The sequence below is a fragment of the Candidatus Electrothrix sp. genome, from assembly GCF_052785085.1.
On record NZ_JALAAI010000052.1, the window covers coordinates 1 to 25,003 of the forward strand.

Genomic DNA, 25,003 nt, shown 5'->3' on the forward strand with positions numbered 1-25,003 from the left:
TGAACATGCAGGAGGACAAGCCGTTCGGCCCGCCACCAGAGGAGTACAACTATCGTTGTTCTCACTGTAATTGTGAAGTTTGGGTGAACGAAGCCATCATTGATTTCGACTTAGGTTTCGCGGAGTTGTTTCGCGGAGTTTTAGGGAAGAAGTCATGAAGGTTATATGCCGCTTCTCGGGTGTCCGGGGTGCAATCAAGAAACTCTGCATTACACCGGAGTAAAAAGTCCGCCCGAAGGGCGTTAAGTTCATGAAAAATTGGGCGACCGCTGAACGGCACTACAGGCTTAAAAAATAACTATAGAATTCTGTACTCTTCTTGAGTATATTTTTTGCGTCCTGCAAAACAATCGATATTTTCCATCTCCCGCTCTCCTTAAAATCAAAATATAAAAGAATGAATTCGTCTTGTACAGCAAACACTATTGTCTGGTTTGATCTCCACTTTCAGCTCTCCGGCAAAACAATCCCAGTGGATCATGGATATTCCCTTTTTTCAGCAATCAGTCGCTGCCTTCCGGAGTTTCATGCGGCACAGGATGTTCGGCTCGCCCTGATCCGGGGCAGGTACATCGGCGACGGGCTGCTTCAGCTCCTGCCGGGTTCCCGCATCACCTTTCGCCTGGCTTCGGACAAGGTGGCTCAGTACATCAACCTGGCCGGAAAAAACCTTGATCTCGACGGACATCAGGTCCGGGTCGGGGTACCGGGTTCTCAGGGGCTGGTTCCGGCCACAGTACTGTACGCGCACCTGGTCACCACCAGGAACGGTTTGGATCAGGAACGCTTTGAGGCAGAAATCCGGCGGCAGCTGGATACGCAAGGCTGTCAGGGCAGGATGACGGTCGGCAAACGGCGGACCTTTGCGGTGCATTCCAAACAGGTGGTGGGCTATTCCCTCCTGGTCTCGGAATTGACTGCCGAGGAATCCATCACCTTGCAGGAACAGGGCCTCGGAGGACGGCAAAAAATGGGATGCGGTTTTTTTCAGCCCTGGAAAGGGTGAAGAGCATGGGAACAGCAAACACCTTTACGCATCTGCTGGCTAAGAGCTGCGAAGATACGGAGAACCCGTTATTTCCAGAGACGCTGGAAGGTCATACAGCACAGGTTGTTGAATCTGCTGAAATCATCAACTCGTTTTTATCAGACTCTTTGTTGGAAATCCTTCCGTCTGAAATCTCTGCGGATATATGGAATGATGCTCTCTTCTGCGCCGCATGGCTGCACGATATCGGCAAAGCCAATGATCATTTCCAAACCATGTTGAGAAACAGAGGGATGAAGCAGGGAGTACGGCATGAAACCCTGGGCATTATCATTGTGGATATGCTCCTGGCAGATTGGCTGTATGATTTTTGGGAAAAATATCCTTTGTGGTTCAAGGCTGCCGTCCTTTTCAGTATCAGTGGACATCACCTTAAATTTCCTGATAAGAAAAGCAGAAGCGGCATCCTCAAGTCGGAAGTCACGTTTTTCGGTGCTCACGCTCAGTTGGCAAATACACTCAAGATGGGACAGCAGCGTTTCAATCTGTCTCCAGCTCCTGAGCTTCAGGACATTGCATATTCCTTGATTGACTTTGATGAACTGGAGATAAAAGAGCTGTTGCTTAAGATGCGGCGTCATTACGATGAAGAATTTTCCAATGAAGAGAAAAAAACTATCGCCATGCTCAAAAGCACGTTGATGTGTGCAGACTTGGCCGGTTCCGCTCTTCCCGCAAATAATCTTCCTGTTGCGAAATGGCTGAAGGAGCATCTTGGCTCTGTATTCAGATCGGACGAACTTGAAAAGACGATCAAGAAGAAACTGGGCAGGAACCGGTTGAAGAAGTTTCAGGTTCAAGTTGCGCAGTCATCCGGGAAAACCATCCTGCTTGAAGCCGGTTGCGGGGCCGGAAAGACCATAGGTGCCTATGCCTGGGCAGTCAGGAGAGCAAAAAATCGGAAGCTTTTTTTCTGTTATCCGACAACAGCGACCGCTTCGGAAGGCTTTTGTAACTATCTTCATGATCCAGGTTTTGAAGCCCTGCTGATTCATTCAAGAGTGAAAACTGATTATCAACTGCTGGAAAATATGCCGACAAAGACACCCGTTCAAAGGGAGTTGCAGCATATCGGGATTGAAGCTGTTGATACCTGGCCTGCTTCAGCTATTGTCTGTACAGCGCATACTGTGCTCGGATTGTTGCAAAATACCCGACGAGGTCTTTATGCGTGGCCGTCGTTGGCCCGAGCTGTTTTTATTTTTGATGAAATACATTCTTTCTCTGATCTGCTCTTTGCTCATCTTCTTAAATTTTTACAAGTTTTTCATCATGCCCCGATATTATTGATGACTGCGACCATGCCGCCGCACAGGAAAGCTGCTCTGGAAAAAGTCTGCGCAGTACGTGACGGACTCAGGATTATTTCCGGTCCGCCGAAACGTGAGCAGGCGCAACGGTATCTCCTGGAACGCAGCACTGAGGAGGATGCCTGGATAGCGTGTCGGCGGATCATTGAGACCGGAGGCAAGGTTCTGTGGATCTGTAACACGGTGCAGCGGGCCATGAACATTGCCCGACTTGCCGAGGATTCAGGTCTGCCGGTACAGCCCTATCACAGCCGTTACCGTTACAGGGACAGGTTGGACCGGCAGCGGAAAGTGATTGACGGTTTTGAGCCGGACCAACCCGCAATGCTGGCAGTGACAACACAGGTAGCGGAGATGTCTCTTGATCTGTCGGCTGATCTGCTCATAACAGAATACGCTCCTGTGCCCTCCTTGATCCAGCGTTTGGGACGCCTCAACCGATTTGCCGAGGAACCGGAACAGCCTGCTCCTGCTCTCTTTCTGATGCCGGAAAATGCTATGCCTTATGCGCAATCTGACGGAGAAGAAGCATTATGGCAGGGAATTGATGCCTGGCTTGATCAAGTTGCTGACCAGCGGGCAAAATCTCAGCAGGACTTGGCAGGTGCCTTTCTTGCCTTGGCTGAGAAAAATTGCAGCGACACGGAAATGCCGTATTGTGACTGGATTGATGATCCGTGGATTTCAGAAACAAATAAACATGCGATTATGGAACCGGCCTACACAGTCGAGATAATCCGTGAGGAAGACCAAGGGCACAGGCCGCTTGCGGAAGTGGCGATTCCTATGCCTTTTCCGAGAAACAAAAATTGGGCGTGGTCGAATAAAGGAAGATATATCATAGCTCCTGCCGGAGCAATTCAATATGACCCTTTTTGGGGAGGACGATATGCCGAACAGCTTGACTTTGAAATTATTTGATCCCGGCATGACCCACCTACATCGGGTTGGTCTGGCTGGTTTATATATGACGTTGAACCAGCTTGATCCGGCTGAGTATCAGGACCATGGCGGCTGGAAGTTGACCGACACGTCAGTGGAATTATTTTGGCAAAACAGTCCGAAGGATTTGCTGGAGCCGATTATTAAAAAAGCTCTCGGAATCAGTAAGGATGGCGTATTGGATTTTCTTGTTCATCGAAAGCATCGCATGGGTGATTTGGAAAAATTTAATTTCCATAATGCAGTTCTAAGAACATTTCTACAACAAACCAGAACCCGCAAAACGGCCAAGGAAGAAACCCGACTCTCATTTGAATACGACCAGAAAACAGTAACTGTTTCATTCAAAAAGCTCACACAATACAATAATCAGAAAACAGTCAATATTTTCGATAATAAAGGAGGATTGAAGAAGAATATAAAATTGGCCGGATGGGCATTTCCAGGAGGGGCGGTGCGACATGCTGGATTTTCAACTCCTACAGCTTTGTCGGACAATGCCGAAAAATTTCTTTGTCTGCTTTTTGCACCGGTAGGGTCACTATTTTTTCTTATATCCTGTAAAAATCAGGAGGGAAAATTCGATCAACGTAAAGGGGCTGCTATTATCCTGCCGCATATAAAGGATCTTGAGGTCTTTGATCGTTGTTACAGAAAATATCTCCATTCTCCGGTCTCGAAACTTTATGCCAACAGTCTCGGAGATGCCGGTTTATCCGCTCTTGCTGTTTTGAATGCAAAGGGAGGCGATGGAATGCTCAGGGAACTTGAGATTGATTCCTGCTCAATTGTTACGCAGGGAAATGTGCCGTGGAACAAACAGGGGAAATCCAGAACCGCCCTTGAGCAGATCAGAAGCGTCAATCGTCCGAGATTGGCTTTTTTCTCCTTTGCTTCCGGAATATTGGCAAACAAACTTGTCATCAAGGAGGATGAAAGCTATTACGTCCAAACAAGCACGGCCCGTGGTCTGATTGCAGGCAATATAGCCGCAGATCGGCCTTGGTACAAAGATTTCTATACTATCATGCAATCACAGAAGATTGCCTATGCAACAGGATTTGACAGGAGGGGATTACACGCAATGATTGAAAGTGAACGAACAAACTGGCCTGACCCGGCGGACAAACTCTTTGTCGAGGCCATTCATGCCGCCATACGCAACCGCTACGGAGCTTTGGCGGCAAGAGCTTCGGCAAAAGGGGAAGCGGTTCGCTTTGACCGGGAATTTGAAAAAATTCGGACATCTTTAATGCGGGCAAAAAATGCCCAGACAATGCGGAGGGAATTGGCCGACCTTTTTGCCAGAGGCGGGATCAACAAATCTCTTCAGCAGAACTGGCCGCAGCTGCTGGAACTGTTCACAGGCAAAGATTGGCAGAAGGCCCGTGATCTTTCCCTGCTTGCCCTGGCTTCTTATGCCGGGAAAGGGGCTGATGAAGCAAAAACCGATAACGTGAAGGAGAACGAAGAATGAGCTTACATATTTTCGGCAATATTCTGACAGGATACGGCTGCGCAGCAAATAACCGGGGTGAGTCTGAAGGCAATATCACCACCTTGCAGAAATTGCTTTGGCAGGGCAACGTGCATACCACTGTTTCCTCTGAGGCCATCCGGTGGGCCTTGCGCTATTATTGGCAGACAAACGGGCTTGAAGTGAATCGGCAATGGGATGATACAAAAGACGAGCATATCTGGAAAGACGGGAGTTGGAAGGGCTGGGCGGATGAACAAGGGACAACATATATTGATGACGATCTTCTTGGCTACATGAAAGCGGAAGGGGCAAAAGCCGGGGCTGATGACAAGAAAGGAAGTACGTTAAAACGACGGGGTGTCCTTGAAATCAGCCGGGCCATCTCGACCACCCCTTATGCAGGGGATATTTCTTTTAACGCCAAGAGCGGGACCAAGGACAGGACTTCCCTGTACGGTACGGAAATTCATGCCACCAGATATCAGTACGGTTTCAGCATGACACCGGAGCGATTGCGGGAGAAAGCTCGTTGTATTGACGCTCTGAATGCGATCAGCGGCCTGGGAGAGGTCGCCGGAAATCACAGTCGTTATTTATATGATTTTTCACCTGAATCCATAGTGCTGCGTGTCTCGGAAGATCCTGCTCCGAGAATCCTGTATGCCTTTCAGGAGACTGAGGGCAGAGTCGGCATTCATGATCTTGTCAGAAAAGTCGAGTCAGGAGACATTTCCGGTGATGAACTTTTTATCGGTGGCCTGGCTGCGGACTTCCAGGAGGTCAAGGAGTTGGCATTGAACAACTGTTTTTCAGGGGTCAAAAAAGCAGTGGAAGCGTGTAAGCAGGCTGTGGCTGAAAAACTGCAACTCAAGGAGTAAGGCATGGAAGACGATACCTGTATTTCTCTTCTGGTTTCAGTCCCGGTATGCAGTTTTCGCAAGGGATATGCCCGTGAGTATCTTGAAACGGAAGAAGTTCCGCCGCCATCAACTGTGTACGGATTTCTGCTTTCCCTTGTCGGTGAAGAAGATCGACAAACATATCTTGGCACGGAACTGGCTTATGCCGTTGTTCGGCAGCCTGAACTTTCTGTTGTCCTGCGCACGGCCTGGAGGATAAAGAATCAGAAATCCCCGCCGGGAACAGGATCAAACAAACGACCGGATTATCAGGAAATTCTCACAGGTATGGAAATAGCGGTTTTCTTGAAACCGGGAGGTCTTGCGGAGCGTATAAGCGAAGCAGGCCGATCTCCGCAAACGATTTCTCGATACGGCGGTTTGAGCCTTGGGGAAAGCCGTGATTTAGTCAACGATATTGTCTGGAACCCGGATTTGGAGGGCAGAAAGGGCAGGTGGCCGGTCAGAGATACGGAAGGCGAACAGCCTTTGCCGATCTGGGTTGATCATGTCGGCTCAAAAGGTACTGTCTGGCAGCAGTTTTCCCTCTATGAGGCCGTGCTTCAGCAACCGAAGGAAGATGATCTGCGTTGGATTGCCATTCGGAATAAGCTCTGACAGGACAGAGGGAAATATCTTTGATGCCGAAAGGCGTTGAGCACAGGTGCATAGTTTTGACAAGGCCCTGTTTTCAGCCCTGCACCCATCTTTGATGCCGAAAGGCGTTGAGCACATATCAAAGGCAAGCAGGCTTGAGTCAGCCATGTACGTGAACCCATCTTTGATGCCGAAAGGCGTTGAGCACGGCATCTGAGTAACGAGGAGATTTTAGCCAAGGCTAGCGAACCCATCTTTGATGCCGAAAGGCGTTGAGCACTTGATTGGCGGTGAGTACAAAATCAGGATGTTCGGCGAACCCATCTTTGATGCCGAAAGGCGTTGAGCACCACTGGTGATTATATCAGGGATTTATCTCCTGAGTGCGAACCCATCTTTGATGCCGAAAGGCGTTGAGCACATCAGCCAGTTGTTTTGGCCCGATGCGTCTTCAGGCGAACATCAGGCAGCTGAAAAAGCTCAAGGGTTATGATACGTTTTATCGAGTTCGAATAGGTAATTACAGAGTAGGTTTTCGAGTTGTCGGCAATGTCACAACCTATCGGGATCAAAAAAAGCAACGTCGCATTTTTTCGCAGCCGTGCGCAAGCGGGCATCCAAGGTTGCCAGCGGCAGTCCTTTCCGTATGGCCAAATCCAGGTATGAAGCATCATAGGAGGAAAGTTGTTGCTCCCGTGCCAGGGCTATAATTTCAGAAGTTACCCTTTGAGAAGCTTCTTGAATGACTTCAACAGAAAGTTCCCGGAGCAGCTCCAGAAAGCGGATAGTGTCTGACTTAGTGAGTCGTTTCCTGCGTTCGGCAACCAGCAGAACATTGGCGACTTCCAAAGGCCAGACAGCCGGAACTCCAGCTGTCATTGTCTCCAATGCGGTCAGCACGCTGTCTGCGTAGTCGTCCTCTTCATCGTCAAAACACCAGGACATCACAATTGAGTTGTCCACAACAAAATCAGCCATTATCGCCTGCCCTCGTCAATCATCTCCCGGATGGTGAGGCCTTTGAGTCGATGTCTGCGCCGGAATGCTCGCAACTCGGCGATAACCTGTTTCGGCGAACTGTTATGTACTCTTTCAGGGGGCTGAAGCGTGGCTACGGGTACCCCGTGTTTGGTGATGATGATTTTTTCTCCCCGGCTGACGCGGTTAAGCAGTTTGGGAAGATGGGTTTTTGCTTCATAAGCACCGATGGTTTCCATAATGTCTCCTTGGGTTGCGAAATAGACTGGTTTAAGACCAGTCTACCATTAATGTGTCCCGTCTGTCAATCGTTGATGCTCTTTGTACTTCGGCTTTTGCTGCGCCGTTCTCCGGGAGACAAGAACTTCAGCCACCTGCTCCTGTCTAAAGCCAGCCTTCCTGCGGAATTCTTCCAAGTAGCATGGCTGGATTGTTTTTCAATAAGTAAAACGGGGTCAGACCTCTATTGCCGTCCGTATTCATTCGTGGTTGCCTCCATTCAATAGCCTTCTACTTTCCAACCTTTCACGAATTTCAATCAGGGCAGTGTGCAGTTTCTTCTCCAGTAGCTCTTTCGGCGGAAGTTCCGTCCAGTATTCGGCAACCATGATGTTGTCTTTCTGCATATTCAGGAGTTCAACCTGTTCGGTTCCCGCTTCGGCACATAGGATCAAACCGATAGGAGCTTCTTCACCGGACTGTCGCTCGTATTTATTCAACCACCTGAGATAGAGTTCCATCTGACCTTTGAAGGCTGCTTTGAAACGACCAATTTTCAATTCTTCAGCAACCAAACGTTTTAGTTTTCGGTGGAAGAAAAGCAAATCAAGGTAAAAGTCATCTTCATCAATAATCATGCGTTTTTGGCGTTCCACAAAGGCGAAGCCATTCCCCAACTCCAGAATAAACAGCTCCAGCTCTCTGATAAGTGCGCTTTCCAGTTCATTTTCAAGATACCCTTCTTTGAGTCCCAGAAAATCTAGAAAGTAAGGATCCTTAAAATTCCCTATAAGATGCTCGAATTTATAGAGACTCATTTTGGTATCAGCTAGTTCCGAGCGCTCAAAGGCTTTGCGTTCGATCTGACTTCGTAATTCTCTTTTACTCCATGATGCTTCACAGGCAAGTTCAGCATAGAACATTCTGGCAGACTCACTTTTCAACGGGATAATCGCCAGAAAATGCGACCAGCTCAATTGTCGTGCCAATGGAACGACAATCTGAACATCTGGAAACAGCTCGGCAAATTGCATCATTCTCCGCAGATTTCTGGCTTCAAAGCTTTTGCCATAGCGTTCAACGAGCTGTTTCGCGAGTGACACGACAACCTGTTTGCCATATTCCGCCCGTTCACCATGAAGTGCTTCGTCGTTGATTCTTTTTCCTACCTGCCAATAGGTCATTGTAATAGCACTGTTTACTGCTGCGACCGCCTGACCCTTTCCGCGTTCAATTAGTATCTGAAGGTCGTTGAGAAGGTCACGGTGCTGTCTGTTCGGCAACGAACTGTCTTGTTTATTCTTGCTCATTTTTAATATCCATTTTCTCCATAGAATTCGAGGGGGGATCATTTTCGGGTGATCTTGCCGAAATGATGCTGACTGCATGGATTATCCAGTATAACTTTGTCCTTGCAGATCATCATTCTGACATAAAAAAAGCCCGCTAACCAGTTAAGGTTGCGGGCTTTAATGGACTTCTATGGATGCTGCTGTATTAAGATATGGTGCCGAAGGCCGGAGTCGAACCGGCACGGGTGTAACCCACTACCCCCTCAAGATAGCGTGTCTACCAATTCCACCACTTCGGCACGCAAAATAATATGTCTTGTTATTCAGCCTTTTCCTGGGCTGGTTCTGCTATTGTTTCCTGCTCAACCGGAGCAGCTTGTTCTGCTGTCTGTTCTTCAGGAGCAGGTACGGTTTCCTGAACCTCAGCTATAGGTTCTTCCTCCACCAGAGTATCCTGAATAGTTTGGTAGAGCTGATCCTCTTCTTCTGCAACAGGCTCTTGGGTAACTTCCTGTTCAGCAGGTGAAGGAGTTTCCTGTGCAGGCTGGTCAAGCTGCACTTCAGTTCCTGGCATAGGAATGGTCACCGGAGCTTCTTTTTCCACTGGTGCAGTTTCCTGAGCTGGGATCTCTGTCATAATGGAGCCAGTGCTTTCATGAGCAGAAATATAGGCCAAGGAAACCGAAGTGCCCATAAATACAATTGCTGAAAAGGTCGTAATCTTATTCAACAGAGGCACTGGCCCTTCTGAGCCAAAAACTGATTGGCCGGAACCGCCAAAGGTGGCACCAATATCAGCTCCTTTGCCATGTTGCAACAGCACGATGGCAATGAGGAAAAGAGAAACCAGTATATGTACTATAATAAGTAAGGTCGTCATGTAAAATTGATTATCCTTGCAAAGGACTCGGCCTGTAATGCTGCGCCGCCCACCAGAGCACCGTCAACATCAGGTTGAGCCATGAGGCTGTCAATATTTTCAGGTTTGACCGAGCCACCATACAATATCCTGACTGCGTCGGCAAGTGTTTTTTCATATAAATCAGCAAGAGCTGTACGAATAAAGGCATGCACTTCCTGAGCCTGCTCTTTTGTTGCTGTTCTTCCGGTTCCAATGGCCCACACCGGTTCATAGGCCACGACTACCTGTTTCATCTGGTCTGATTGGACATCTTTCAGACCTTGGCGGAGCTGCTCTTCAATAACCGTGAAGGTCTTTTCCTGTTCCCGTTCTTCCAGGGTCTCACCAATGCAGAGAATGGGGGAGAGACCAAATTGCAGGGTACCTGTGAGGCGTCGATTGACCATGGCATCGTCCTCGCCAAAGACGTGACGACGTTCAGAATGGCCGAGAATAACCATATCAACTCCAATATCCTGGAGCATGGGCGGTGAAATTTCACCGGTAAAGGCACCTTGTTTTTCCCAGGCAACGTTTTGGGCTGCCACCCGCACCGGGCTGTCCGCCACAACCTCTTTGACAGCAGCCAGAGAGAGAAAGGCCGGGGCGATCATCACTTCCCGGTCTGTAAGTCCTGTACTGGCAGCAGCTACAGCCCGGGCCAGTTCCACAGACTCAGCGCGGGTGAGGTGCATTTTCCAGTTGCCAGCTATCAGCGGTGTTCCTGCCATCTTTTCCTCCAAAGAATTCGGTTCATCAAAGATGATTTTCAAGGTTTGAAAACGACTCAACGAGACCCAACTCGTTGCAAAACGTTGCACAGTCCTGTTCAGTCTTCTGCACAAACGTGCGACCTGTGCTCCAACCTCAGTTCCAGGTTATTGACTGCACTGACGATCCTTTATTGGCTGCCGCCAACTCGCGTTCAGTCTCAAGCAGATCATTCAAGGCTTCTTCTACGGCTGCTGTGGCCTGTATTTCTGCAACGCGGAGAGCTTCCTCTGCATTTCGAACGGCGATGAACTTATCCAGCCTCTTGCGCAGTTCATCTGCTGAAATCGGTACGTTGGCAAATCTTGGGTCGTTGGTCAGCAGGTCAATGATCTTCCTGGCCTCGGCGATAAGCTCTGTCTCACTTTTCGGCAATTCTTCTTCCATAGCACCTCCTCCTGCACTTTTTATTCTTCCAACGCCTTCACACCAGGCAGTTCTTTACCCTCCATGAGCATAAGAAAGGCCCCGCCACCAGTAGACATATAGGAAATGTTTTCAGCTTCTCCGGACAAACGAACCGCAGCATTGGAATCTCCGCCCCCGGTAATGCTCAGGGCATGGGCCGAAGCCACGGTATGGGCCAGGGCCATGGTTCCTCGGGCATAGGCATCCATTTCAAAGGCACCCATAGGGCCATTCCAGATGATGGTCTTGGCATCAGCCAGGACTTCAGAAAAGCAGATTACCGAGGCCGGGCCAATATCCAGGGCCATCCAGTTGTCCGGGATATCCTGGACAGTGACCTGTTTACAGACCGCATCCGGGACGAATCGCTCCGCTGCTATCACATCCACAGGCAAGTAGACTTTAACACCTTTTTCCTTGGCGTCAACCAGCAATTGCCGGGCATTATCCAGCAGGTCGTCCTCCACCTTGGAAGCACCCACGGAAGAGCCTTGGCTTTTGAGAAAGGTATTAGCCATAGCTCCGCCGATGAGCAGGCAGTCCACCTTGTTCAGCATATTGGTCAGGGCCTCCAGCTTGCCCGAGACCTTAGCCCCACCCACAATGGCAACCAAGGGCCGCTGGGGTTCATCAACCGAACGATGGAAATAAGACATCTCCTTGTCCAGCAGCAGGCCGGCAGCTTTTTCCGCACAGTTTGCCGGGATTCCAGTGACTGAGGCATGGGCCCGATGGGAGACAGCAAAGGCATCATTAATATAGACATCTGTCAAGGCGGCCAGTTGCTGGGCAAAGGTCGGATCGTTGGCCTGCTCTTCTGCATGAAAACGAAGATTTTCCAGCAAAACGATATCACCGTTGTTCATGGATGCAACTGCGCTTTCTGCTTCAGATCCCACGCAGTCCTGGGCCAGCTGAACAGGTTTGTCAAGCAGGGAAGACAGGTAGCTGGCAACTGGTGCCAGGGAGTATTTCTCCACCCGCTGTCCTTTGGGACGGCCCATATGGGAGGCCAGAATAACTTTTGCTTTCTGTTCTAAGGCATATTGAATCGTGGGGAGAACCGTGCGGATACGCAGGTCATCGGTAATTTCGCCCTGCTCGTTCATGGGCACGTTAAAATCCACCCGGATCAGAATGCGTTTGCCGCTAATATCAAGGTCACGAATTGTTTTCATATTGCTTTTGTCAGGAAATTTCAATCCGAATTATACTCTGTAAGGGCACGGCGCGCCGTGCCCCTACACCATCCGTTCAGCCACAGAAACCGTCAGGTCACCAAGCATATTGGTGTAGCTGCCCAGCTCATTATCGTACCAGCCGTAGATCACAGCCTGAGTAACCGGAACCTCCAGAACAGGTGCTCCCTGCCCCGGCTCAAAGTTACAGCTTTTCAGGTTTTTCAGGTTGACCTTCAGGGAAGCGGTTCGGGTATGGGTCTCTGTGGACTCAATCACTGTGGCAGCCTCTGGGGTGCCGATGATATCAGAAGATACATTCTGGCCTGTAGAGTACTTAAGATACGGGGTAGTGTCTGCATAATCTTTGTAGATGCTGTTGATCAGATTACGCTTGATCGGGTTTTCCAGTTCATCCTGAAGATTGAGGACCAGCACGATCAGAGAACCTGTGGAGGTGGGGATTCGGACAGACTCAGCAATAAAACCAATGCCCTTCATCTCCGGGATTACCAGGCCCAGGGCCTTGGCAGCACCGGTGGTGGTCATGATGATATTATTGAGGATAGAGCGGTTCTTCCGCAGATCACTAGCCCCGGCAGCAGGTACAGAATCCAGGACATTCTGGCTTCCTGTGGCCGCATGCACAGTGACCATTGAGGCAGTGAGCATCTGGTCGGCCCCAAAATGATCCATGAGTGGCTTGATCATGTAGGACAGGCAGGTAGTGGTGCAGGAGGCTGCCGAGATAATGGAGTGTTGCTCCGGCTTGTAATCATCATCATTAATGCCCATCACCGTAGTTATGGCGTCCTCTGGCATGTCAATGCCTTTGGCCTTGATCTTAAACGGGGCAGAGACCATGACCTTCTCAGCTCCAGCCTGAAGATGACCGCGCACAGAGCCTCGTTCTTCTTCGGCATCAGCTGTGGGATCCTTAAACACGCCAGTGATGTCAGCAACAATACGGACATTATTGTCCTGCCATTTGATGTCCTTGGGGTTACGGGCCTCACGCAGGATGGTGACCGGAACACCGTTTATAGTCATGGTGCCTGCTTCCTCGTTCAGGTTTTCAATGGCCCGGCCACCTTTATGTCCATGAAGATAGGTGGACAGTCTCCCGTAGGAAGAATCTTTTTCAATGGTTGCAGCAATGTCTTCCAGGCCAGTACCAGCCTGACGCCCAAGGTTGACAACAATTTCTGAGAAGAATTTTCGGGAAACATGATGCCAGAGTGAGAGTTTTCCAATTCTTCCAAGGCCGTTGATTCCAAGTTTCATATTAAATGCTCTCCTTTTTTTGTCCATAAGACCGTTCCGGCTCAGTAATTATGGATACTGTTTGATAAGAATGGTCTGTGTCCGCTCATTGCGTGTGGACATTTTATAACAAATGGAAGTATGATGTTCTGAATCAAAGTTCTATATATGGTATAAATGCATTTATTACAATCGAAAATCGCTCTGCCGGGGAAAAACAATCTTGTCTCTTCTCGTTTTATATGAGTACGAAGTGGTAAATGGCTTTGAAGTCTGGGCTGGAACATGATAAGAAAAACTGACAGAGACCTACGCCGTTGTATATTTGATTTTTTAACGATAAAAAATTTGTCAGAAAAATCTTGTCAGTAAGGGAATACGAAATGGTTTTGTTTTTCCTGGCTGACATGTATCTTTAACTTGAGTAGAACACCGCATGTTTACCAAAATTCTTATAGCAAACCGGGGTGAAATTGCCTGTCGCATTATCAGAACAGCACGGGCAATGGGGATTAAGACTGTTGCTGTGTTTTCCGATGCTGATCAAACAGCCCTGCATGTTCGGATGGCTGATGAAGCAGTCCATATTGGTGCTTCTGCGCCAACAGCAAGTTACCTGGACCTGGAAAAAATAATTGATGCCTGCAAAAGTACTGGTGCTGAGGCTGTGCATCCGGGATATGGTTTTCTTTCGGAAAACCATACCTTTTGTCAACGTTTGGGTGAAGAAGGGATTGTCTTTATCGGGCCTCCGGTTGGAGCCATAACCAGTATGGGGGATAAGATCACTTCCAAGCAGATTGCTGACCAGGCTGGTGTGCATACCATACCTGGCTATGACGGTATTTTGGACAATGCTGACCAGGCTGTGGAAAAGGCCGCAGAGATCGGCTATCCGGTGATGCTCAAGGCCACTGCCGGAGGCGGGGGCAAGGGCATGCGGATTGCCCGTAATGAGCAGGAATGTCGGGATGGTTTTGAGCGGGCCGCTGGTGAGGCCCAATCCAGCTTTGGTGATGATCGTATCCTGATTGAGAAATTTATTGAGCAGCCCCGTCATATTGAAATCCAGGTCATGGCGGATCAGCATGGCAATGTGGTCTATCTGGGAGAGCGGGAATGTTCTCTGCAGCGGCGGCATCAAAAGGTCATTGAAGAGGCCCCATCGCCTTTTCTCACCCCGGAGACCCGGCGTCAGATGGGCGAACAGGCCGTGATGCTGGCTCAGGCTGTTGATTACATTTCAGCCGGGACTGTGGAATGCATTGTTGATCAGGAGCAAAATTTTTATTTTCTGGAGATGAACACCCGTCTCCAGGTGGAGCATCCCATTACTGAAATGGTCACTGGTTATGACCTGGTGGAGCTGATGATCCGGGTTGCTGCTGGTGAGCCCCTGCCCATGAGCCAGGATGATATTGAACTCAAGGGCTGGGCCCTGGAATGTCGGGTCTATGCAGAAGATCCGGTGCGTGATTTTTTCCCCTCTACTGGCCGGGTCACAGTGTATCAACCACCCTATGAAGACGGGAAGAGCGTTCGCCTGGACAGCGGTATTATTGAAGGAAGCGAAATCTCAGTCTATTATGACCCCATGATTTCCAAATTGGTCACCAGGGGAGAGGACAGAGAAGAGGCTATTTCTTCAATGCAGGACGCTCTTGATGAGTATGTGATTCAGGGCGTATCCACCAATATTAATTTCCTGGCCGCCTTGGTGGCCCACCCCCGCTTTCAGCAGGGTGATCTTTCCACTGGTTTTATTGAAGAAGAATTTACTGATGGCTTTCGTGATACTGAGACCACGGTAGATGCTCCGGATGTCCCTATTGTGGTGGCAGGTATTGTCCATCGACTGTACATGGACAGAGCAGCCAGGATCAGTGGTCAAATGGCCGGACATGAACGTCGGGTCCAGGATTCCTGGGTGGTTATTGTTGGTGAGGAGCATATGTCCTTATCGGTGAAACCGTTTCAGGCTGATTGCGGGTATCGGGTGGATTATAACGGCAGCAATTATCGGGTCAAGACGGATTGGCAGTTTTCCCAACAGGTCTTTCACGGGACCATTAATAATCAGCGGTTCTGTCTTCAGGTCAGTCGTCAGGGACTTGGTTATTCTATTTGCTATCGTGGCCTGCGCATTGATGCCCTGGTCGTAGCTCCCAATGTGGCTGAACTCTATCGGTTTATGCCGAAGACAGCAGCTCTTGATTTGTCCAAACTTGTGCTTGCGCCTATGCCGGGTTTGCTGGTTAAACTTGCTGTTGAAGCTGGAGACGAGGTCAAGGTCGGGCAGAAACTGGCTGTGATTGAGGCCATGAAGATGGAGAATGTTCTCCGTGCCCCGGCAGATGGGGAGATTGCCAATGTTGCTGTCAATCTGGGCGAGTGCCTGACCGTTGATCAGGTTATTCTGGAATTTGCATAAACCTGGAAGATTCGATAAATACTGTAGGGGCAGGTCCCCGTGCCTGCCCGATGTGCAGTAGGGGCGGTTCGCGAACCGCCCCTACAAAAACGGCAATTTAATAATTCAAGGGGTAAACCTGTGTGTTTACCCTTGTCACCATCCAAAAATAAAGGGCAGACACATAGGTCTGCCCCTACGGAGCCTGCCGGAATAACACGGTAGGGTATTAAAACTTCAGGATGAAGAGTCTTTTTGCTTTTTTTCTTAGTATGTTTTTGGTTACCGGTAATCTGTCGAATTTTGCCGTAGCTGCAACAGATCCATCCTTTCAGGCCTGGCTTAATGATTTCTATCCCCAGGCCGCAAAGCAGGGTATCAGCAAGAAGCTGTATCAGCAGGTCTTTGCCGGGGTAACTGCACCAGATCAGGAGGTGTTGCGCAAGGCAGCCTATCAGCCGGAATTTACCACCAAGATCTGGGATTACCTTGATACTGCTGTCAATGCTGCAGCCGTGGCTGAAGGTCGGGTGATGGCAAAAAAACACAAGATCTGGCTGGACAAGGTTGCAGCCCGTTTTGGGGTGGAAGGCCCTGTACTGCTGGCTATCTGGTCCATTGAGAGTCGTTACGGCGCAGTGCTGGATAAACCGGAACGGCTTCATTATGTACCTTTGGCCTTAGCTACCCTGGCCTATGGCGATAAAAACCGGAAGGAGTTTGCCCGCCAGCAATTACTTGCTGCTTTGCAGATGGTCAAAGAAGGTGACGTGGGGCGTGCGCAGCTTTACGGTTCCTGGGCCGGAGCAATGGGCCATACCCAGTTTATCCCGACCAGCTATCAGCTTTATGGGGTGGATATGGATAAGGATGGCCAGCGGGATATCTGGAACTCTGTGCCAGATGCCTTGGCTACCGCAGCAAATCTCCTGCATAAAAACGGCTGGCAGACCGGTAAGGCCTGGGGCTATGAGGTGCAGGTACCCAAAGGCGGGGTCCGCTACAAAGGAAAGACCAAGACCTTGGTTCAATGGAAAAAACTTGGTTTTACCCGTCCGAATGGTGGTTCTTTTCCTGAGCCTGGTACCCGGGCTGAGCTGAAAATGTTGGCTGGTGACCAAGGGCCTGGTTTTCTTTGTCAGCGCAATTTTTTTATCATCAAGCGCTATAATGCATCGGATTTTTATGCATTGGCTGTGAGCCTGCTTTCTGATCGTCTGGCTGGAAAAGCAGGGATGATCCAAACCTGGCCCAGACCAGCAGATGCACTTTTTGCTGAGGAAAAATTTAAGTTGCAGGAACTCCTGCAGGGCCAAGGTGTTTATGACGGGGCTATTGACGGCGATCTTGGCAGTGGAACCCGTAAGGGGATCAAAGTCTTTCAGAGCCGGATAGGAATGACTCCTGATGGGGAACCAACCCGTGCAGTCTTTGAGGCTTTGCGAAAGGCTGGAGGAAAATAAAACCTGACAATTTTTACCTTAAGGAAAGAATTGTCATGACTTTTTTTACCTTTAGGGTAAAATTGCCACATGAAGATTCGTTACCTTACTGAGGCCCTTCGGGAAGATGTTGAGAAGAAGATGGTGTTTATCGGCGGTCCCCGTCAGGTCGGCAAGACCACGCTGGCCCGTTATCTCGCTGAAAAATATCAGCATAATATCTATCTGAACTGGGATAATCCTCAACATAAGACACAGATTACAGGGCAGCAATGGCCCTTGACCGCAGAATGCCTGGTCTTTGATGAACTTCATAAGTACGAGAAGTGGAAGAGCCTGATCAAGGGAATCTGGGACACCAGAGACAATCAGGAGAAAATACTGGTAACTGGCAGTTCTCGTCTGGACATTTTTCGGAGATCCGGAGATTCCCTGCTGGGACGCTATCATTACCATGTTCTGCATCCCTTTTCGCTCAGGGAGATGAATAACGCTCCGACTGCATTGGATATGCCTTCATCCTGTCATGAAATTGATTGCACTGGTTCAGGGCAGGGGCTGACAGAGCTCTTTCGTTTTGGCGGTTTCCCAGAACCCCTGCTTGAAGGTTCTGAGCGTACCTTGCTTCGCTGGCAGAATGCCCGTTTTGAACGAATTTTCCGGGAAGATATCCGGGATACGGAAAATGTTCGGGCACTTTCTCAGGTTGAGCTGCTCGGTGCATTGCTTCCCAAGCGGGTTGCTTCCCCCCTGTCTCTATCCTCTATGTCTGAGGATGTGCAGGCCAGCCCAAAATCCATTACTTTCTGGATGGATCTCCTTAGTCGTAATTACTACTGTTTTCGGGTCATGCCGTATCATAACAGGCTGGAAAGGGCCTTGAAAAAGGAATCAAAATATTATCTGTGGGACTGGTCTGAGGTGAAAGCGGAAGGTGCGCGTTTTGAAAATATGATCGCCTCCCACCTGCTCAAGTTTTGTGATTGGTACTATTATGTGTTTGGTATTAAGGCCCGGCTTTGGTATATCCGGGACCGGGATGGGCGAGAAGTGGATTTCCTGGTCACATGGGGAGAAACGCCTTGGTTTATGGTGGAATGCAAGTTGACCAGAGGGCCTGCTCAACCGCTTAGTTATTTTGGTGAGCGGCTTGATGTTGCCCAACGTTTTCTGGTCACTTTGGATGAGAGACACCATTATCTGGATAGGAAGACCGGGGTGCAGGTGGTGCCTGCCCGGCGTTTTTTGATGGGGTTGGTTTGAGGGGTGTGTTACTGTTGGCACTGTTCTCTGTTTTTTTGCGCATTTCACTATTTCCCAAGCCTTTCTCATGTATATGCTCAGCACAGTCAGTGGCATGACTGTAACCTTGCAACCTTCCAGGTCAATTCTCCTGCGAAAAAAGCCTTTGTCGCAATACAAATGCCTCGCGTCGGGTCGGATTGGCCCGCTCCAGTTTACTGAGCAGATGCCGGGATGCCTCCTGATCCTCCGGATAGAGATCATAGGCAATAGAGAGCAGGGGGTAATAGGCAGCGGAAAAATCAATACTTTTTCGCACCACCTTGAGCAGAGGATCACTGACCTGCTCGTAGAGCTGCCGTACGTTACGGGGTCGTTGCACATCCACTCCCACCCTGAGAAAGCTGTTCCGGGCCCGCCAATAGGCTGGAAGACGCTCACGGGCAAACATATCTTCCTCAGTAATGGCTTCCGCCAGAACAGTCTCGGGATCAGGTTGTTCAAAAGCGGCAATCAGAGCCAGGAGACGGGTATGGGGCGAAGCGGGATTGCTGTAGGCAAAACGAGGGGCCTGAAAAAGCACCACAGGATGGGCATCGGTGTTAATCGGGCTGGCAGCGGTGTATTTTCTCAGCTCTGCATGACCGGCAAGAAAGGTACCCAACAGGCTGTATCCGCTGTCATAGCCGAAGGACGTCGCCATATGCCGCATGCCCTTGCTGCTGAGGCGCTTCCGGTACCAGTTTTCCGGAAAACGGAGTGGCTTTTTTGCTCCAACCAGGGCGATAATCGGATAATCCAGGCTGTAATGGCCGAGAAAGGCCTGACCCTCGGGAAATGCCTGTAAAAAGGTCTTGCTGATGACCTTGAACATCTCCAGATCCAGCTGATACAGGGGCAACCACTGACAAAAGATCCCATCCTCACTGAGCAGATGACGGATAGCAGTAAAATGCTCCACAGTGTAGAGGCTTCCCGCCCCGTCACGGGAGGGATGAAAGAGATCCGCGACAACGAGATCATATTGTTTTTCTGTAGCTGTGACAAAACGACGGGCATCTGCAGCTATGAAATGGAGATTTTTCGCCTTGCTCAGATCACCGGTTGCCTTGCTGAACCAGGGGATCAGATCAATGACCTCGGGCAACAGTTCCACGCCATCAGCTTGCAATCCCGGATATCCGGCTACTCCGGCAATGGTGGCACCGGTTCCTAATCCAAGGAAAAGGGCTGTTTCCGGAGCAGGATGAAGGAGCAAGGGCAGCAGGGCCTGACGACGATCAGAAAAAACCGAGGTGGTACCGCCCATCTGTAAATGATTGTTCACCTTTAAATGCAGGGCCTTGTTCGTATCCTGAACAACGGCAACCGAGGCCATAATACCCTGCCTGTATTCCTGCACGGTCTCGCCGTCAGTAAGGTGAATAAAACGATAGGAAGCAGGCAGGAGAGCAAGGCCCAGAGCAATTGAAGCGGGTAGGGCCGTAGGCAGAAAATCCGCCCGGCGGAATTGCGGCAGCAGGAGGAGATATCCTGTGGCCGCAACCAGTAAGGTCACCTTCATTCCCCAGGCTGGCAGCAGGATAACACCGAAGAGGAGCGGAGCAGCCGCACTTCCCAAGGTATTGCAACAGAGGGCGTGTCCCACCCCGCCATCAGAGCGTCGCAGGCTCTGGGCCAGATGGCTGAACAAAGCCCCCATAGCAACAGTGGGTAAAAAGAGGAAGAACAGGGCCGTGACCATCTCAACAAAGACTGCGGCCCAAAATCCTGTGCCGATCATACCCTGCAGGGCTGTGAAAAGAACTTCCGCATATTGGAGGAGAAAGACCGTTATCAAACAGCAGAGCCCTGTGGCCCGGAGTAAAGAGGTCAGGGTATGCCGACTCTTGGGATAGCGGAGGGAGCGTTGGTAACAAGCTGCTCCCGCAGCCGTGCCAAAGAGATAGACTGTAAGAATGGCGGCAAAGGAAAACACCGTATTGGCAAAGAGCTGGCTCAACACCCTGACCATGAGCACCTCAAAGCCGATTCCCAACAGACCGGTAGCGAAAAGGATGCAATATATCCGCCCCCTGCTGATCTCGTTGTTATCGGAAAAGGAAGACAGATCTTTCCCTGTTGATTGCCCCTTTTCCTGTGGAGTCGGGATAAACAAAAATACCCCGAGGGCAGCAAAGATATTCAACGTGGCCAGCAGGATGCCGGTTATGTGCAGGCCGACCAGAGGCATGATAAAAAAAGTTGTGGCAAAGGTGCCGAGCATGGCCCCCAAGGTATTAACACTGTAGAGTCCTCCCACGGCCCGTTGTTTTCTGTTGAGCTGAGTAAAGAGCCGTTCCATTGCAGGCAGGGTGCCGCCCAGGGCAAAGGTGGCCGGAAGGAGCAGGATAAAGGGGTAGCAGAAGGAGATGGTCCAGTGCCGGATTGTTGTGGGGTCCACCCCGATAAGGGATGCTGCTACCGGATTAAGCTGAGGAATAAGCAGCAGCAGTGCAAGAGCCCAGAGGCCGATAAGCAGCTCCAGCCCGGCGTACCAGAGTCTTGGTCGGGAAGAGCGACTCACCGGACGGTCAAGGAACCAGGCCCCCAGGGCAAGACCGCCGAAGAAGGCTGTAAGCACAGCAAGGGTGGACATGGTCTCATGTCCCAGACTCACAGCGAGCATCCTGGTCCAGAGGATTTCATAGCCGAGTCCGGCTATTCCGGAAAGAAAAAAGAACAGGTAAAGGATTTTTTGTGCCATATCTGATCGTTACGCTGAGGATTCATACAAAAGAAACAATCTGCCCCCAAAGAGGGTGGTTTTCTCCGACAAAATAAAAATGCGAGGAGACATGCCCCTCGCATCAACACACCTGCAATGTAATTAAGCCGGTGTTACTGAACCTCAATATAGATCGGGTTGGAGTAGAACCAGAGATCAGCATAGGCCTCAGCAACTTCGTCAAGCTTACTGTTGGTGGTTATTTCAACACCGTCAATGAGTTGCTCCGCCAGTTCATCTGCATACATAGCTGCATAGATGTTATCATTAGCCTCTGTATCGGCCAAGGGATTACCTTCTTGATCGGTCTCAAAGGGAACATTGGCAGGCAGGTTGGTGCCGCGCAGACGGAGGAACATACTGTCGTCTGCGTTCAAGGTGTATTTCACCTGGATGACCCCGTTTTTGTTTGCCTTCCAGTTGCTGTTATTAAAGGTGGCCGTGACTGCGGTATCCGTGCCGTAATCCGTGGCAACCGGATCGTTCATATCAGTTGCAGGCACATTGCCGGTAATGGTGCCGGTGATCATATCAACATGGTCAAGGACAGGCATGTTCAGGGGTTGGGAAATACCGATCTGAGCCAATGAAGGATTATCAAAGGCAAACGGGCTGTTATTGGGCCACTTGGGATCACGCATCAGGATCTTCACCGTTACCTGCTCGCCGGGAGCAACCTTCAGGGTTTCACCCATCATGGCCTCTTCACCGGCTGCGTTCTCAACAGTGAAGATCAGTTTATCAATCAGATCACCCTGCACATTCCAGGAGTTACCGGAACGGTTGCCGTCAAAGACCGCCTGAATTTTATCCTCAGCATTGGTATCGATATAGGTATAGATCTTCTGATACTCACCGGGCCAGAAATCACTGCCGCCCATGGACCAATGCCAGTGATCGTCCGAGCTGGCAAAGTTGAAAAATTTACGTCCTTCAGCAGACAGGGCATCCCAGAGACCGCCCACCTTGGCAGCATAGAAACCGGTTCCGCCGTAGGTACCTCCGCCCAGAGATCTGCGGCTGAATCCACGGTCGCTTGAGGTCTGGTGACCGGGCTGACCTTCAAAACCGATAGCCACATCCGGGCCTGCATCCATCCAGTTCCGAAAATCTTCAATCACATAGGTCCACTTCCGCTCAACATGGGCCGGAACAACCCAGGCATCACCCACACCCTGATCTTTCAGGGCCTGCATCCACTGTACGCCTGAGATGGCGTCTTCTTTATCATCGTTTGTTTTACCCAGGGTACCGAAACCTTCCAGCAAACCCGGCTCACCGTTGCGGCTGGTGTCATCATCGGAGCGATCAAAGCGGTACTCAAATTCGCTGATAGCGGTGGCTGTGCCGTCGTACTGATAAACAGCAGTGGAGCAATGCTCATGGCCGGGGACATTCTGTTCTAGGCCGCTGATGATAATTTTATCCGGGTATTGGGCACGGGCTTCTTCAATATCCGGGTACACATAGTCGCGCAGACTCTGCCAACGCCACATCTCCTGGTGACCGCCGGACATCTCCACATCCCCGAGAATCGGGTTGACGGGATAAACAGTCGGATCATCCCATTTTTCGCCATTACCATCCCGGTTACGCTCGCCGCCATGCTCGGAGTTGGCCCACCACTGGAGGTAGTTGTTGTTCTGCGTCATCATTTCGGAAAACGGATGGCCGCCGTCGGTGTACAGTGAATGCTGGTGAAAATCACCGGGCAGGTACTCACCGGCATTGGCTGCCGAGACCAACATCAACGGGGCGGCAGCTGTTGCCAGGGCCAATGTTTTCAGGTAACCTTTCTTCATTGTTGCAATCCCTCACTTTTCCTTGAAGTATATGACCCGGAGTCTCCAGGGCCATCGGACTTTTCCGCCTGACCCGCCCACCGGATCAGGGGGAATTTTTTGAGCAGGGAAGAAAACAATGCCTGCATCGCAGATGCGGCAGACCGAAACGGTTCAGCAGCATCAACAGAGACAGCAGACAGCTTTTCCTCTCCGCATTTCCAAGGCCACTATCTACTGTTTATGTTGTTTTTTGATTACTGTTTGATGAAAACCGGATTGTTTTTTGATAAGGAGAATATTAGAGCGGGGGGTACGGGAAAAGAAGAAGGGCGGGGCAGGGGCGGGAGGTGATTTGGAGTGTGGCTCTGCCGCCAAAGCCTGATCAGGGGCTGAGGCTCCGGCGGCAGAGGGAGGGAAAAGGACTACAGGACTGCGGTTACGGTATTGCTCGGAGAACCTGTTCCGGCGGAGTTTTCTGCGATGATGCGGAACTCCAGCGCAACTCCGCACTCAAGGCCGGTAAGTTCCGCTGTGGTGGAAATGCCTGCGCCCTTTAAGATCCAGTCCCCGGCCGGATCAACCGTTCTCATCTCCACCCTGTAAAAGGCCGGTTTGCCGCCGCTCTGCGGCTTATTCCAGGTCAGTTGCACCTTGCCTGCGTCCTGTTCAGGAATCGCCAGACTGCCGGGCTGGCCCGGAGGGGCAAGGGGACTTGGCTCCGCCCTCGGTCCCCAGCCGATAAGGGAAAGCTCGGCCGGACTCGTCACCGCATGTTTGGCATAGGAGATATCGTCCTTCATCTTGTCGCTTAATCGGGCATACTTGTCGGTTTTGACCTCTGTGGCGGCCTTGGCTGCTGCCTGGGCAGCCACCTGGGCATCGTCGGCTTCAACCGCTTCATCCCGTGCTTCCCTGAGTTCCTGCGGAGGAACCGGGGGCGAGGGAAAAACCGATTTATTTTCTTCCAGACCTGCAATCATTTTTTCGGCAAGGGCAAGGATATGCGAAATATCCAGGGGGAACGTAGGCATAGGGAACCTCCATCGAGTTTGATTTGTCGGGGATGAAACATTGTTTATTGCGGATTAAAGATGATCCGCAACAGATAAGACTTGATTTGTTGCAGATAAGGCTTGAGATAGAGCTGCTCAAGCCTTATCTGTACCGCATGGACTTAATCCAGAGCAGATGGAACGTTATGCGTTGTAATGTGCGCTTGATATGTGACAGATGAAGCTTTATGTGGTGCAGATGGAACGCTGTCAGGACGACATCAAGCTTTATCAGAGACAGATTGAGCGTGATCTGCTCCATATGAAGTGTGATTCGGGGCAGATCAAACGTGAAGAGCAGCAGGTTGAACGTGTTTTTCCGTGCCTCATGTTCTGTGGCCATATCCTGCTTTTCCATCCGGTGCGGATAGACTGTCGGGAGGGAGTGCTTGCGGCTCTTTGTTGTCTCGTTGAGTGCAAAGATAAGCAATTATGCCGAGATGTCAAGCCATTTTACCTTGATTTTTTTAGGGGTGGTGGTATGGTTTTGTTGTTGCGGGGAAAAGAGGAGGGAAGAGCTTGACAAATCCCTGCGGACAACTTGGTTCTGCCAAATTATCTATAGCAAAGTCAAAGTATATCAAGAAGTAAACGAGAAATGATGAGAGCAAATACAAAACACAACTAAAATATCCAGCATAATGTAATGTCATTTCAGAGTAATATCTTCGATTCTAAATGCATTAATTTGGAGAATAACAATCATCTCCATTTTATCAATATTCCCATACTGAATGACACGATAACTGCTTATATCGATTCTAAAATTGTTTCTATTTGCGAAGGGGAAACAGAAACTAGCTTAGATATAATTAAGCAGCGACTCATAGACGACTTGACCACTAAAAAAGGCTCTAATCTTGAGATGGGTACAATTGCTGAATTTTTCGGACATCTTTATTTAGTATCTGCTGAATTTCTCTCCTGTTGAATAATTTCATTGCGTTGCATGTCAAAGTATGCCATTCTTGAGTCGTCCTTTAAATGCGCATTTATTAAGCTGGATGCGCATGCCGACTA

At 50.0% G+C, this 25,003-nt stretch carries 21 protein-coding genes and 1 tRNA gene; 10 read left to right on the plus strand and 12 right to left on the minus strand.

The window, feature by feature from the left end; all coding sequences use genetic code 11:
* Positions 1-397: 397 nt before the first annotated feature.
* The 5 genes from cas6 to cas5 are packed head-to-tail and all read left to right on the plus strand — an operon-like array spanning position 398 to position 6,297.
* The gene (gene cas6, locus L2082_RS09875) at positions 398-1,006 is read left to right on the plus strand and encodes a type I-MYXAN CRISPR-associated protein Cas6/Cmx6 (RefSeq protein WP_446008176.1); all 609 of its coding nucleotides are present in this window, start codon (positions 398-400) and stop codon (positions 1,004-1,006) included.
* A 5-nt stretch (positions 1,007-1,011) separates the two neighbouring features.
* Entirely contained in the window at positions 1,012-3,279 is a 2,268-nt protein-coding gene (cas3, locus tag L2082_RS09880; RefSeq protein WP_446008175.1) for a CRISPR-associated helicase Cas3', read from the plus strand.
* Positions 3,248-4,777: a type I-MYXAN CRISPR-associated Cas8a1/Cmx1 gene (gene cas8a1, locus L2082_RS09885; RefSeq protein WP_446011698.1), complete on the plus strand. Its 1,530-nt coding sequence runs from the start codon at positions 3,248-3,250 to the stop codon at positions 4,775-4,777. Before cas3 ends, cas8a1 begins: the two co-directional genes overlap by 32 nt.
* A complete protein-coding gene (gene cas7i, locus L2082_RS09890) occupies positions 4,774-5,658 on the plus strand; it encodes a type I-B CRISPR-associated protein Cas7/Cst2/DevR (RefSeq protein ID WP_446008173.1) in 885 nt (294 codons plus the stop codon). Before cas8a1 ends, cas7i begins: the two co-directional genes overlap by 4 nt.
* Before the next feature lie 3 nt (positions 5,659-5,661).
* A complete protein-coding gene (gene cas5 / locus L2082_RS09895) occupies positions 5,662-6,297 on the plus strand; it encodes a type I-MYXAN CRISPR-associated protein Cas5/Cmx5/DevS (protein WP_446008172.1) in 636 nt (211 codons plus the stop codon).
* 531 nt (positions 6,298-6,828) lie between these two features.
* On the opposite strand, the gene L2082_RS09900 is transcribed toward cas5, so the two are convergent.
* The 9 genes from L2082_RS09900 to L2082_RS09940 form a co-directional block, all read right to left on the minus strand.
* Positions 6,829-7,254 carry a type II toxin-antitoxin system VapC family toxin gene (locus tag L2082_RS09900; protein ID WP_446008171.1) on the minus strand — a complete coding sequence of 142 codons (426 nt, stop codon included), beginning with the start codon at positions 7,252-7,254 and terminating at the stop codon, positions 6,829-6,831.
* The gene (locus L2082_RS09905) at positions 7,254-7,493 is read right to left on the minus strand and encodes a type II toxin-antitoxin system Phd/YefM family antitoxin (RefSeq protein ID WP_446008170.1); all 240 of its coding nucleotides are present in this window, start codon (positions 7,491-7,493) and stop codon (positions 7,254-7,256) included. The genes L2082_RS09900 and L2082_RS09905 overlap by 1 nt, the downstream gene beginning before the upstream one ends.
* A 240-nt stretch (positions 7,494-7,733) precedes the next feature.
* A complete protein-coding gene (locus tag L2082_RS09910; RefSeq protein WP_446011699.1) occupies positions 7,734-8,783 on the minus strand; it encodes a PDDEXK nuclease domain-containing protein in 1,050 nt (349 codons plus the stop codon).
* 195 nt (positions 8,784-8,978) lie between these two features.
* Positions 8,979-9,064, minus strand: a tRNA-Leu gene (locus tag L2082_RS09915).
* Between the two features lie 20 nt (positions 9,065-9,084).
* A complete protein-coding gene (gene secG / locus L2082_RS09920) occupies positions 9,085-9,645 on the minus strand; it encodes a preprotein translocase subunit SecG (RefSeq protein ID WP_446008169.1) in 561 nt (186 codons plus the stop codon).
* Complete coding sequence (gene tpiA, locus L2082_RS09925; protein WP_446008178.1) at positions 9,642-10,397, minus strand: triose-phosphate isomerase; 756 nt, start codon at positions 10,395-10,397, stop codon at positions 9,642-9,644. Before tpiA ends, secG begins: the two co-directional genes overlap by 4 nt.
* A gap of 136 nt (positions 10,398-10,533) precedes the next feature.
* Positions 10,534-10,824, minus strand: coding sequence for a hypothetical protein (locus L2082_RS09930; protein WP_446008168.1), 291 nt, complete (start codon positions 10,822-10,824; stop codon positions 10,534-10,536).
* Positions 10,825-10,844: 20 nt separating this feature from the next.
* The gene (locus tag L2082_RS09935; RefSeq protein WP_446008167.1) at positions 10,845-12,023 is read right to left on the minus strand and encodes a phosphoglycerate kinase; all 1,179 of its coding nucleotides are present in this window, start codon (positions 12,021-12,023) and stop codon (positions 10,845-10,847) included.
* A 63-nt stretch (positions 12,024-12,086) separates the two neighbouring features.
* Positions 12,087-13,307 (minus strand): type I glyceraldehyde-3-phosphate dehydrogenase, encoded by a 1,221-nt coding sequence (locus L2082_RS09940; RefSeq protein WP_446008166.1) that lies wholly within the window; start codon positions 13,305-13,307, stop codon positions 12,087-12,089.
* Positions 13,308-13,722: 415 nt separating this feature from the next.
* Here L2082_RS09940 and L2082_RS09945 point away from each other — a divergent pair, with 415 nt between their 5' ends.
* From L2082_RS09945 to L2082_RS09955, 3 genes are all read left to right on the plus strand, one after another.
* Entirely contained in the window at positions 13,723-15,717 is a 1,995-nt protein-coding gene (locus tag L2082_RS09945; RefSeq protein WP_446008165.1) for an acetyl-CoA carboxylase biotin carboxylase subunit, read from the plus strand.
* Positions 15,718-15,968: 251 nt separating this feature from the next.
* A complete protein-coding gene (locus tag L2082_RS09950) occupies positions 15,969-17,159 on the plus strand; it encodes a lytic murein transglycosylase (RefSeq protein WP_446008177.1) in 1,191 nt (396 codons plus the stop codon).
* 69 nt (positions 17,160-17,228) lie between these two features.
* Positions 17,229-18,401 carry an ATP-binding protein gene (locus tag L2082_RS09955; RefSeq protein ID WP_446008164.1) on the plus strand — a complete coding sequence of 391 codons (1,173 nt, stop codon included), beginning with the start codon at positions 17,229-17,231 and terminating at the stop codon, positions 18,399-18,401.
* A gap of 121 nt (positions 18,402-18,522) precedes the next feature.
* Here the strand turns inward: L2082_RS09955 and L2082_RS09960 are convergent, their stop codons facing one another.
* Positions 18,523-21,126 (minus strand): spermine/spermidine synthase domain-containing protein, encoded by a 2,604-nt coding sequence (locus tag L2082_RS09960; protein ID WP_446008163.1) that lies wholly within the window; start codon positions 21,124-21,126, stop codon positions 18,523-18,525.
* Positions 21,127-21,260: 134 nt separating this feature from the next.
* Positions 21,261-22,949 (minus strand): hypothetical protein, encoded by a 1,689-nt coding sequence (locus tag L2082_RS09965; RefSeq protein ID WP_446008162.1) that lies wholly within the window; start codon positions 22,947-22,949, stop codon positions 21,261-21,263.
* A gap of 99 nt (positions 22,950-23,048) precedes the next feature.
* Here L2082_RS09965 and L2082_RS09970 point away from each other — a divergent pair, with 99 nt between their 5' ends.
* The gene (locus L2082_RS09970) at positions 23,049-23,282 is read left to right on the plus strand and encodes a hypothetical protein (RefSeq protein WP_446011700.1); all 234 of its coding nucleotides are present in this window, start codon (positions 23,049-23,051) and stop codon (positions 23,280-23,282) included.
* A 71-nt stretch (positions 23,283-23,353) separates the two neighbouring features.
* On the opposite strand, the gene L2082_RS09975 is transcribed toward L2082_RS09970, so the two are convergent.
* Positions 23,354-23,962, minus strand: a complete 609-nt coding sequence (locus L2082_RS09975; protein ID WP_446008161.1) for a fibronectin type III domain-containing protein — start codon at positions 23,960-23,962, stop codon at positions 23,354-23,356.
* Positions 23,963-24,161: 199 nt separating this feature from the next.
* Between L2082_RS09975 and L2082_RS09980 the strand changes: the two genes are divergently transcribed.
* Positions 24,162-24,506, plus strand: coding sequence for a hypothetical protein (locus tag L2082_RS09980; protein WP_446008160.1), 345 nt, complete (start codon positions 24,162-24,164; stop codon positions 24,504-24,506).
* Positions 24,507-25,003: the final 497 nt, after the last annotated feature.